Here is a 12,253-nt window from a genome sequence, read left to right on the forward strand (position 1 = left end):
TCAACTTTGAATTTACGCCAACCTGGGTTCTTGAAATAAATCCGTTTACTCATTCAAATTTAGTTAAATAAATTGTAATTGAATAAATAAAGATTGAGTTTTTTCTAGCGGAAAAGTAAATTAATTTATTGTAAATAGTTGTTTATTAGTATTTTAAAAAATAAATTTTGAAAATTAATCTGATATAAATGTAAAATTGGTACTTAGTTTATAACTAAGGATTTTATTTTGAACTACTGTTTCTTTCAAAAAAAAACAGCGAATTCTTATCAAAAATTCGCTGTTTTCTAAAATAAATATCAAACCAATAATTAGTTACTCTACCATTTCAAATTTTCATTAATAATTTACATTTAATCCTACTCCAAATCCCATATCGCTATCGTAGTGCGTTCTTATGCCCATATTTTTGTTTATGATGTATCGTAAATCTACCATGTATTCTTTATCCGTATTGACCATAAAGCCAGCTCGTACTCTTTTGGAAATTGGAATATCGTCGCGCATTAACTGCAAGCGCACATCGCCATTATGATAGACTTCTGTTTGAAAAATTACTAACATTGGCAAGGTATAATCGAAACCTAAACTAAATAAACTACGATTGTCTTTAGTGTTTGATTGGTTAAATAAGTTGGTTTCTTGTTCATCTATTCCCATTTTTCTATAGCGCCAATCAAAACCTACAAATGGCATAAACCATTGATTTTTTCCAATATAGCGTCCAATATGGGTTTCGGTTTCGTAACCATGCATGTCGTTATATCCCAAACGCCATTCTGTACCAAAACTCCAACGCGCATTCTGTACCATTGCCATCCCGTCATTTCCATTGGTAGCAAAATCATTTTGAGCCATAAAATGAGATTCATTACTTTCGTCTTGTAGTTTTTTATAGGCTTCGGCTTTGCTGGGTAAATACGGATTAGGTTGTGAATTTTCGTAACTAAAAACCCGGTTCATTCCGGCCATCATATGATATAAAATATGACAATGAAAAAACCAATCACCATCTGCATTGGCAGCAAATTCGATTACATCCGTTTCCATGGGCATAATGTCTAGTACATTTTTTAACGGTGCGTATTCTCCTTGACCATTTAAAACTCTAAAATCATGTCCGTGCAAGTGCATCGGATGACGCATCATCGAATTATTGTATAACGTAATGCGAACCGTTTCACCTTTTTTGATTAAAATTTTATCAACTTCAGATAAGACTTTGTTGTCCATACTCCAAACATAACGGTTCATGTTTCCCGTTAATTCAAATTTTAGCTCTCTAACTGGAGCATCTTTGGGAAGCGTTGTAATTGTTGGAGATTTCAACATTCCATAGTTTAAAGTTACTATTTCGGAAGACACTGCGTGTTTGGAATGATCCATTTCAGCATCGCTGTTCATTGCTTTGTTTTCAGCGGCTCCAAATATTTCGGGATACATGACCGTATTCATGTCCATTTTTTGCAGAGACATATCCATTCCCATATCGTTCATGGTTCCATTCATGTTCATCATGTCGTTCATCATCTTCATGCCTTCAAAATACTTCAATTTTGGCATCGGGCTAATCAATTGTTTGATTCCTTGACCGATATAAATGGAAGTTGATTTGGTTCTATCTTCTGGAGTTGCTAATAATTCGTAAGAAGTATTTTCAGCAGGAATAGTAACCACAACGTCGTAGGTCTCTGAAACGCCAATAATCAATCGATCTACTTCAATGGGTTCAACATCGTTACCATCATTAGCAACAACCGTCATTTTTCCACCAGCATACTTTAACCAAAAATAGGAAGATGCGCCACCGTTGGAAATTCGTAAACGTACTTTATCGCCCGCTTTAAATTGGGATAATTGACTTTCATTTTTTCCGTTTATTAAGAATTTTTCATAATATACATCGCTCACATCCATAGCCAACATTCGTTTCCATTCGTTAGTTAGTTTGGTTTTGAAATGTCCTGCACGAATTGCTTCAGCATAACTTTGGGTTGTTCCTTTTTTAATGGCAAACCAATCGGAAGCATTGTGCAGCAATCGGTGTACATTTTTAGGATTCAGATCGGTCCATTCACTTAAAATAACTGGAACTTGAGGCAAATCGTCAATCCCTTTCCGGAAGGTTTTATCGTCGGATTTTTTATTTAAGATTAACGATCCGTACATTCCTATTTGTTCTTGCAAACCCGAATGCGAATGATACCAATGCGTACCACTTTGAATAATTGGAAATCGATACGTAAAAGTCGCACCAGTTGCAATGGGCATTTGTGTCAGATAGGGAACGCCATCATATTGATTTGGTAACATTAATCCGTGCCAATGTAATGAAGTACTTTCTTTTAATTGGTTGTGAACTACGATTTCTGCTATATCGCCTTCTGTAAAAGTTAATGTGGGCATCGGAATTTGTCCGTTTACCGCAATAGCTCTTTTTTCTTTTCCCGAAAAATTTACTAATGTATCTTTTACGTAGAGATCATAATGCACTACTTTTTGTCCAAATGAAATTGACGTTAAAAAAAACAATAAAACTACTATATTAATTTTTTTCATCTGTTTAAATTTTTAAAGTTCGCAATCGCAATGCGTTTACAATAACCGATACGGAACTAAAACTCATAGCCAAAGCGGCAATCATGGGCGATAATAAAATTCCGAAAAACGGAAATAAAATACCCGCTGCAACTGGAATGCCTAAAGTGTTATAAACAAATGCGAAGAATAGATTTTGATTGATGTTTTTCATTACACCATGACTTAAGTTTTTTGCTTTTACAATTCCGAGTAAATCGCCTTTTACCAATGTTATCTTGGCACTTTCGATAGCTACGTCGGTTCCAGTTCCCATGGCGATACCAATATCAGATTGTGCTAGTGCTGGAGCATCATTTATTCCGTCACCGGCCATTGCTACGACTTTTCCTTTTGCTTGTAAATTTTTAATGTATTCTAATTTATCTTGAGGCAAACAACTTGCTTTAAAATCGCTGAGACCTAATTCAGAAGCTACTGCTTTAGCGGTGTTTTCATTATCACCTGTAAGCATAATTACTTCAACGCCTTGTCGTTTTAATTCTTTTATAGCTTCTACACTTGATGGTTTGATTGCATCGGTAATTGTAATATAGCCTACTACTTTTTTATTGATAGCAATGAATGAAACAGTTTTTCCGAGTTTTTGTTCGGCGATTACTTCCTGTTCAATAGCTTTGAATTCGGAAACGGATTCTTGTTCCATTAGTTTTTGATTTCCGAGACTGATTTTATCCTCGTTTATAAATCCAACAACTCCTTTTCCGGTTACGGATTCAAAGTTTTCTACTTTTTGCAGTGTTGCATTTTTAGATTTTGCGAAATTTACCATTGCGGTTGCTAAAGGATGCTCACTATTTTGATTAATAGAAGCTATTTTGCTTAAAATATCAATTTCTATTCCTTCTTTGACCACAATTTTTTCTACAGATGGTTTTCCTTCGGTAATTGTTCCTGTTTTATCGGTAATTAAAACATCAATTTTATTCATTTTTTCAATGGCTTCAGCATTTTTTATTAATACACCATTTTGCGCACCTTTTCCAATACCAACCATAACTGACATTGGCGTTGCCAAACCTAAGGCACACGGACAAGCGATTATTAATACGGCAATGGCATTGACAAGAGCATAAACCAATTTTGGATCTGGTCCAAATTGCCACCAAAATATAAAGGTACTAAGCGAAACCAAAACAACAATTGGAACAAAGTATTTGGCTACTTTATCAACTAAATTCTGAATGGGTGCACGTGAACGACTGGCATCACTCACCATTTGTACAATTTGAGATAATAAGGTTTCAGAACCAACTTTTTCGGCAACCATCAAAAATGATTTTGTACCATTTATAGTTCCTGAACTAACAGCATCGTCCCTCTTTTTATCAACTGGAATGGGTTCTCCAGTTATCATTGATTCATCAATAGTGCTATTTCCTTCCGTTATTTTTCCATCGACAGGAATTTTTTCTCCCGGTTTTACTCTAACAATATCGCCTTTTTTAATATCGTGAATGGAGATTATATTTTCTTCTCCATCTATGACTAATGTAGCTTCTGTTGGTGCTAATATCAACAATTCTTTAATGGCACCACTTGTTCTGCTGTGTGCTTTTGCTTCTAATAATTGACCTAGTAAAACTAAGGTCAAAACTACCACCGTAGCTTCAAAATACAAATGAACAGTTCCGCTCATTGTTTTAAATTCAGACGGAAAGATGTTTGGGAATAGCATCCCGAAAATACTGAACAGAAAAGCAACTCCTGTTCCGATTCCGATCAGGGTGAACATATTCAAATTCCACGTAATGATTGATTTCCATGCTCTTGTAAAAAACATCCAACAAGCATAAAAAACTACAGGCAGCGTTAAAGCAAACTGAACCCAATTCCATAGTTTTAATTCCATTAGCTGAAACATGGGATTATTTGGAATCATTTCTGACATTGCAATTATAAATACAGGAATTGTGAATACTAAGGCTATTTTCATTTTTTTCCACAAATCTAAATAGACTTGAGCATCTTCGGATGCTGTGGGTTGCATGGGAACTAAATCCATTGCGCAAATAGGACAACTACCGGGTTCGTCTCGAATTATTTCGGGATGCATCGGACAAGTATATTGTGATGAATGCATTACAGAAGAAGGTTGTTTTACCAAATCCATTCCGCACACCGGACAATCTCCCGCTTTATCATAAACTTTGTCCCCTTCACAATGCATTGGACAATAATATTTTCCTGCTTCTTGTTGATGATTATGTTGATGAGATTTTGTTTCTTTTTTATCTGATGAACAACAACTTGCTGCTTTTATTTCTTTATTGGAATCAGAATTTGGTACTGAAATTTGATACTTGCTATCTTTTCCACCCAAAGCATTTTGAAATGTTTTCAATTCAATAGGTGCAGACACAGTAACATTTGCTTGTTTATCCTCTTTTGAAACATCAACTTGTGTAACATGTTCAACTTTGGATAAATCAGCTTTGACTTTAGCTTCGCAACCAGAGCAAGTCATTCCTGTAATTGTATAGATATGGTTCATAATTTCAAGTTTTGAATACAAATTTCAGCAAATCAAACGCTAATTACTTACACAATTATGGTTATGAATTGCAAAGCTTATAATTTATCCAACTGAATTCTTTTGTTATTTTTCATGGTTTTAAAGTACGAGGGAGAAAATCCAGTAACTTTTTTAAATTGATTACTCAAATGCGCCACATTACTGAAATTTAATACAATAGCAATTTCTGAAAGCGATAACTCATCATAAAAAATAAGTTCTTTTACTTTTTCTATTCGAAGATTTATGAAATATTTTTCAATACTAATACCCTCTATTTCTGAAAACAAATTGCTTAATTTACTATAATCCTTATTCAAATTACGCACTAAATGATCCGATAACTTACAATCGATGGTCTTTTCAGTATTTTGAGTCAAATCAATTAAAATAGCTTTAATCTTTTCAATTAATTGGCTGTTTTTGTCGCCTAATAATTCAAACCCAAATTTTTCTAGATGATTTGAAATCAATTTTTTTTCTACATCATCCAAGGGTTTTGAGAACTGAACTTCCCCTAGTTTCACATCTAGCAATTCAAATCCGAGTTGTTCTAATTCGGATTTCACAACCAAAATACATCGGTTGCATACCATATTTTTTACAAATAGTTTCATCTGTTTTTGAGTAAGTTATCACTTTGTACTAGCTTCTTAAATTAAAAAAAGTATAATATAAATTGAGATAAATGCCATTTGGTGCAGAACGTATCATAGAACTCATTAACTCTTGTCTATACGCTAGATCTAAACGAGCCTGACTGTTGAAAATAAATTGAACTACCGGAACAACATCTAAATACGATTTACCATTTTCGTTTATAGTTTGACCTACAAATTCTACCATCAAATTAATATTTGTTTGTTTTAAACTTATATATTTTTTAGGATACATCAGTTTTCCAAAAGATAAAGTATAGTTGGTGGCATTATCGCCGAAACTATCTGGAAACGAATAATCGGGCTTGTTATCTAAAGCTTTTTCAAAACTAATGGTAGCACTTATAGCCAGTTTTTTTATCAATTTAGTAGCTACAATTCCAACTTCAAAACCAGTATTATGCCCCATAATTTCTATTTGTTCTTGATGAATATCAGCAGTATTAAAACTATATCTTCCAAAAGCAGCCAAACGAAAATGACTGTTTAGATCATCTTCGGAATAGAAACGATATTTAGCCATAAAACTTCCCCCTTCAGTAACCAATTGACTATTCGTATTGCTGACAAAAGCCGACGCTCGCAACATTACATTTTTTGTTAGGCCATAAGTTACTTCTGGCATCAAATGATAATTATATCCTGATTCAATTTCTTCTTTAAAAAGAGATTGCAAAACATTTACCCCTAAAGAATTTGCAGGAACATTACTCGCGGGATCGGTAACTAGAAATAACTCTTGACTTGTGGCTTTTTGAAAAATAAATACCGAAATTATTAGTATTAAATTCTTCATTAGTTTAGAATTTTGACATGAAAATCAGCTTCGTTATTGTTGTTAAATGTAGTGCTATTTTTATATGATTTTACTAATTTTTTAAATTCCTTATCCGTTACATAGCCTTTGTCTAAAACTTGAATCTGAACTACTTTACTGGTATTCTCCTTATCGTTTACAACAATAAAAGAACTGTTTTTTATAGTCTCTGGACTTACTGTTAGTACAAGCGAACCAATAAAGAAACCAGCTTTTTCTACTTTTTCTTTAAAGACAGAGGGTTGCAAAGAATTACTATCGGATAACGTGACTACAAACGTATTTGTATTCAAATCAATTTCAATATTTTCAACTTCTGAAAGTGATTTCAATTGCTTGTTAATGGCATTGGAACACATAGAGCAAGTTAAGCCTGTAGCTCTAATTTCTGCTTTTGAAATTTGTGCGTTACTCGTTGTTGTAAATAATAATACCAGTGCTAGTGACAGGATATTTTTTATATATAGGGTCTTCATTTTTTATTTTATTAAATTAATTATTTGTTCATCCGTTGGATTTTTCAGTATCAATACACCTTTATCATTGAAAAGATATTTTGAAGGTAACTCTTCAGCTCCAAACAAAACTGCCGTTTTAGCATCAAATCCGTTTGGGTCTATTAATTGTAAAAAAGATAACTTATCTTTTTCAATTGCCTTAATCCATTTGCTTTGGTCTGTATCAATAGAAATTCCGATGATTTCGATTTTTGAAGGATCTAATACTTTATGCAGCTTCACCAATTTTTTATTGCCTAATCGACAAGGTCCGCACCACGAAGCCCAAAAATCAACTAGTACGTATTTATCTTTAAACTGATTACTGTTAATTGGCTCATTAAAATTATTTTTCAATTCTATTGAAGGAAGAATGTCACCCACTTGGATTTGTGCAAAGGCACTAAAGCTAAAAATTAATAGCAAAATAGTGGTTATGTGTTTTCTAATTTTCATAAGTATTCACGAGTTAATATATAAAAATCAAATCCCTTTTTGCTGCAAAAGGGATTTGCAATATTTATTTTATAGTTTCAACAGTTTTACCACAGCTTAACATTTGAGAACCATAATAAGGATTCTTTATCGCAGTATCTTTACTCAACCAGTTGGCCCCTTTTCCATCATTTGCCATTGGGCAAAACTGATAATACACGGTCGTATCGAATTTCGAAACTTTAATTAATGAATATATATTATTGGAAAGCGTCATAAAATGATTGCGTTGTTTTTTTATATCTTTAGTATCAGCAATTTGTTGTGTATCGACTTTAATTTGAGTTAAAACCTTCATCCAAACCAAGTGAACATCCATTTCTAGTTTGTCCATTTGAACCGCATTAATAGAAGTCAGTAAAGTAGACGATTCAGTCGCGGCCATTTTCCCATCAGTAGAAACGAAGGCATCTTTAAGTTTGAAATAGTTATCAAAAACTGGCTTTAATTGATTTTTATTTTGATTGATTATTTCTGTTGATGCTCCATGAGTTTCAAGATTGGAAAGATTTTCTGTACTTGTCAGTTCTGATTTTGCTTCCTTAATTGGAATTTTCGCTACTCGGTCGTACTGACAACACCCATGAAGATTGTTGTAAGCCGTATCAGGCGCAAGAAATTTATCACTATCATACCCTGCTAAGGAAATACGTTTTAAAATTTCATCTTGATTCGTTTTTTTAGCATCATAGGTTAAAGTAGCCATTTGGGTGTCCTTGTTCCAATCAACTACTGCTACTTTTTTTAAATTACCTGCTTTTTGAATTGTCTTTTCGCACATGCCACAGTTTCCGTAAATTTTTACAGTTTCAGTTTTAGCATTTTTTATTTGTGCACTACTAGTTGTAAACGATAGCAAAAGAGTAGTAGCTACCATTATACTTAATATTGATTTTTTCATTTTTATATGTGTTTTATAACAAAAGATTTACTCTTTTGAAATTGATTTTTTTTTAAATATTTTGAATTAATACAACTAAATTAAATTGACTTAAATGTTAAAACATTAGAATATTCATTTAAAAGTTGCGTAGAAAATATAGCGATTGCTATAAATTTGACATAAGTACGGCTGTCATATAATAAATTTAGCTTATTTTAGGAATAAGCCATATTGATGTGAACCCAGCAGTAATAAAGCTTTCTGCATGATAAAACACATTTCTTTCGTTAGAAAAATCAAAGTTGTTATTTGTAAATTGAATTTCGTTAAGCAAAATTACACTCAACGTTACAGATGAAGTTGTGCAGTTTGAATGCCCACACTTTCCTTCACAACCATTGTCTTGGTCTTTTGAACTCTTATCATTGCAACACTGTTTCTTTTCAGTTTTTGAAGGAACTTCTTTTCTACAACAGTCTTTATCGACTTTAGTTCCACATGCATAACTATAAGTTGGCGCCAAAAAGAAGCCAATAGTTAGCATTATAAATAGTATGTGAAACTGATTTTTCATTTGACAAAGGTAACAAATAAATTTTTGTCTACTATTTTTTAACGTTTCCTTTAGCACAAGGTTTCGTACGATCACAAAACGAACTTTGATAATTTGTATTTAAAAAACTCTTCAAAATCGTGATTTTGTCTTATTCAAATAACAATTTGATATTTTCAAATGAATTTTTTAACGCTTCTTTAACTTCATCGGGATTGAGCCAAACCGCTTTTGCTATGCCTTCTTTTAACTGCGGAACGGTGATGCCTTCAAAAGAAGAATCCATTTCAAACCAATGCGTGACTTTGAGTTTATATTTTCCGTTGCGTTTAAAAACATGGTAGGTTTTCTGAAGTTTATGCCTAATGGTTAGTTTTCCAACGCCCGTCTCCTCCTCTACTTCCCGCATAGCAGTATCTTCAATTTCTTCACCTTTTTCGATTCCGCCTTTAGGTAAATCCCACTTTCCATTTCTAAAAATGAATAAAACGTCGCCGTTTTTGTTGTAAACCAATCCACCTCCAGCTTTACAAACTGGAATTTTTTCCTTCAACTTTTTCAGAATAGCTTTTTCATCTGGATAATATAACGAAGCTTTCTGAATTTTGTTTTGAAACATTTTGATGATGAGTTGCTCAATATCAACACTTTCAAGCAAAAACAACTGAAAATCGGTTTCCTTTTGGATTTCGTTTGTTAAAAAAAGAGGTTTGTCGTTGACAAAAACTTTATACATTTGTACTATGATTTTTAATAAAGACACAGCCGAAAAAACAGCCGAATTGCTTTTACAAATAAATGCAATTAAATTGAATCCTAAAAATCCTTTTACGTGGGCATCGGGTTGGAATTCTCCAATTTATTGCGACAACCGACTAATACTCTCATTTCCAGCGATAAGAAATTATGTACGAGAAGAATTTTCTAAACATATTGAAAAAGAATTTGGTAAACCCGACGTCATTGCCGGAGTTGCAACTGGAGCAATTGGTATTGGAGTTCTAGTGGCCGAATATATGGGACTACCCTTTGTATACGTTCGTCCGGAAGCCAAAAAACACGGAAGACAAAATCAAGTAGAAGGCTTTTTACAAAGTGGACAAAATGTAGTAGTTGTTGAAGATTTAATCAGCACTGGAAACAGCAGTTTGTTGGCTGTAGAAGCTTTGAAAGCAGCTGGAGCGCATGTTAAAGGCATGGCTGCAATTTTTACCTACGGATTTGATGTAGCTGAAGAAAATTTTAAAAATGCGAACATCGATTTAAAAACATTAAGCAATTACGAAAACTTATTGCATCTGGCTGTAGCCAAAAATTATATCACCGAAAATGAACTGAACACATTGCAAGAATGGCGTAAAAGCCCATCGACTTGGAGTGTGTAAAAATTAGAAGTAAGAACCAAGAAATAAAAAACTATAAAAAACAATAAAAAATTATAAAAGAAATGAACTAGAAGGAAAAATTAATACATTTTTTTTCTTTCTTGTTGCCTCTTTTCTCTAAAACAAAAGCTATGAATTTAGAAAGTCCAAAAGTTACTGTAGAAAAATCATCGCAACATCTATTTGAATCGTTGTCTGACGTCAAAAACTTTGAAAAATTAATGCCGGAAAATATTGCCAAATTTGAAGTTTTAGGTGATGATATTTTCAATTTTGGTTTAAAAGGAATGCCTGAGATCAAATTGAGATTGAAAGAAACCACGCCAAATTCAAAAGTGATTTTAAAAGCGGCTAGCGATAAATTACCGTTTACGTTAACCGCTGATATTGAAACGCTTTCGGACACATCAAGTGCCGTACAATTGCATTTTGATGGCGAATTCAATCCAATGATGGCGATGATGATTAAAGGACCAATTTCGAAATTTATTGACACTTTAGCGGAGAATATGCATAAGCTGTAGTAAGCACTAGCCATTCTCAGAAAGACCGGAATACATAAGAAAAAAACTGAATTTCATCGAATGAACTTAAAAGTTGATACAAATTTGCTATTAATCTTCAACATAATGAGATCGATATTTTTAATAGTCTTATTTTGTTTACACTAAACGTTAATTCATAACTATCTTAGTAATTCATCGCTTCGTTTAATAGTACAATCCTAGCTCTGAGTGCAAAACCAGATTTGAATTATTAAGTATTTTCTTAAAAAAATCTAACAACACGAGTTGCTCTCTGTAAGATAATAAATTATATTTCTCGATTAAGCGAGTGAATTATAAGTGACCAATAAAATTTATTCCCAGAAATATTAAATTCTCATACTTCAATTACTAAATTCTGCATTGGATTATAGCTTTACATTTCTTTCTAAAATATTTGGAGCTATTTGCACTGTTCTCTTTAATAATATTTATCTTTTTACTCTAATTATTATACTTTAAAATTTGTCAATCAAACTAGTTTAGCAGTTACGACCTAAATTTTTATGATAAACAGCTGTAATTAATTCTTTATCTGCTTTATATCTATATGGTAATTTGCTTTCTTTTTTTAATACCAAAGACGACGTTAATTTAGATTGCTGCCATATAGTGTAATTTTAAACCATAATGATGCTTTTATCTAGGTAGAGTTCGCCTTTAAAATCCGTGTCAATTCGTTTAATCCGAAAGCATCAGAGTGCCAAAAGTAATTCATGCAGTTCTCAGTAATGCATTCATATTTGCGCCTTTTGTGCTATTTGCTGTTAAAAAAAAATCCTTATAAAATCTTTACCAATCTCTTTAATCTGAAACCATCCGTGTACCAAAATTAATAGAAACACTCTATATTTTTCATCCATTGCGCCTTCTTAGTGTTTTTTGCAGTTAAAAAAAATCATATAACAAAAAACCCTATCCAAATAAATGAATAGGGTTTTCTAAAAAAAGACAGCGAACCGAGGCCAAAGGCCGAACACGCTGTACCTATAAAAAAAATAACCCTTCACTAAAAGTGAAGGCTTACTAAAAAAAAGGCAGCGAACCGAGGCCAAAGGCCGAACACGATGCTCCTATAAAAAAAATAGCCCTTCACTAAAAGTGGAAGGCTTACTAAAAAAAAGGCAGCGACATACTCTCCCACATAACTGCAGTACCATCTGCGCAGTCTTCCATAAGTTTCGGGATTAACTTCTCTGTTCGGTAAGTCTTTAATTAATTTTTCTAAAAAATTTATAACAAAAAACCCTCTCCAAATAAATGAATAGGGTTTCTAAAAAAAGATTTGACCCGAGGCCAGAGGCCG

General features: G+C 32.9%; 11 protein-coding genes. 2 read left to right on the forward strand and 9 right to left on the reverse strand.

The genetic code is table 11. The features are described from left to right. Positions 1-339: 339 nt before the first annotated feature. From PSU83_RS06960 to PSU83_RS07000, 9 genes are all read right to left on the reverse strand, one after another. Complete coding sequence (locus tag PSU83_RS06960) at positions 340-2,559, reverse strand: multicopper oxidase domain-containing protein (protein ID WP_300588279.1); 2,220 nt, start codon at positions 2,557-2,559, stop codon at positions 340-342. 4 nt (positions 2,560-2,563) lie between these two features. Beyond that, the gene (locus PSU83_RS06965) at positions 2,564-5,092 is read right to left on the reverse strand and encodes a heavy metal translocating P-type ATPase (protein ID WP_300588281.1); all 2,529 of its coding nucleotides are present in this window, start codon (positions 5,090-5,092) and stop codon (positions 2,564-2,566) included. A 77-nt stretch (positions 5,093-5,169) separates the two neighbouring features. Continuing rightward, entirely contained in the window at positions 5,170-5,730 is a 561-nt protein-coding gene (locus PSU83_RS06970) for an AraC family transcriptional regulator (RefSeq protein WP_300588283.1), read from the reverse strand. A gap of 28 nt (positions 5,731-5,758) precedes the next feature. Beyond that, complete coding sequence (locus PSU83_RS06975; RefSeq protein ID WP_300588285.1) at positions 5,759-6,568, reverse strand: hypothetical protein; 810 nt, start codon at positions 6,566-6,568, stop codon at positions 5,759-5,761. Then, positions 6,568-7,065, reverse strand: coding sequence for a heavy metal-associated domain-containing protein (locus tag PSU83_RS06980; protein ID WP_300588287.1), 498 nt, complete (start codon positions 7,063-7,065; stop codon positions 6,568-6,570). Before PSU83_RS06980 ends, PSU83_RS06975 begins: the two co-directional genes overlap by 1 nt. Positions 7,066-7,068: 3 nt before the next feature. After that, positions 7,069-7,542: a TlpA disulfide reductase family protein gene (locus PSU83_RS06985; protein ID WP_300588289.1), complete on the reverse strand. Its 474-nt coding sequence runs from the start codon at positions 7,540-7,542 to the stop codon at positions 7,069-7,071. Positions 7,543-7,606: 64 nt separating this feature from the next. Continuing rightward, positions 7,607-8,482: a DUF3347 domain-containing protein gene (locus tag PSU83_RS06990; protein WP_300588291.1), complete on the reverse strand. Its 876-nt coding sequence runs from the start codon at positions 8,480-8,482 to the stop codon at positions 7,607-7,609. A 187-nt stretch (positions 8,483-8,669) separates the two neighbouring features. Next, positions 8,670-9,038, reverse strand: a complete 369-nt coding sequence (locus PSU83_RS06995) for a hypothetical protein (RefSeq protein WP_300588293.1) — start codon at positions 9,036-9,038, stop codon at positions 8,670-8,672. A gap of 130 nt (positions 9,039-9,168) precedes the next feature. Further along, positions 9,169-9,753 carry an NUDIX domain-containing protein gene (locus PSU83_RS07000; protein WP_300588295.1) on the reverse strand — a complete coding sequence of 195 codons (585 nt, stop codon included), beginning with the start codon at positions 9,751-9,753 and terminating at the stop codon, positions 9,169-9,171. A gap of 7 nt (positions 9,754-9,760) precedes the next feature. Here PSU83_RS07000 and pyrE point away from each other — a divergent pair, with 7 nt between their 5' ends. Both pyrE and PSU83_RS07010 read left to right on the forward strand, forming a co-directional pair. After that, complete coding sequence (gene pyrE / locus PSU83_RS07005; RefSeq protein ID WP_300588297.1) at positions 9,761-10,402, forward strand: orotate phosphoribosyltransferase; 642 nt, start codon at positions 9,761-9,763, stop codon at positions 10,400-10,402. 131 nt (positions 10,403-10,533) lie between these two features. Continuing rightward, positions 10,534-10,926, forward strand: coding sequence for an SRPBCC family protein (locus PSU83_RS07010; protein ID WP_300588299.1), 393 nt, complete (start codon positions 10,534-10,536; stop codon positions 10,924-10,926). The last annotated feature ends 1,327 nt before the right edge of the window (positions 10,927-12,253 follow it).

It is taken from the genome of Flavobacterium sp. (assembly GCF_029945805.1).
Taxonomy (GTDB): domain Bacteria; phylum Bacteroidota; class Bacteroidia; order Flavobacteriales; family Flavobacteriaceae; genus Flavobacterium.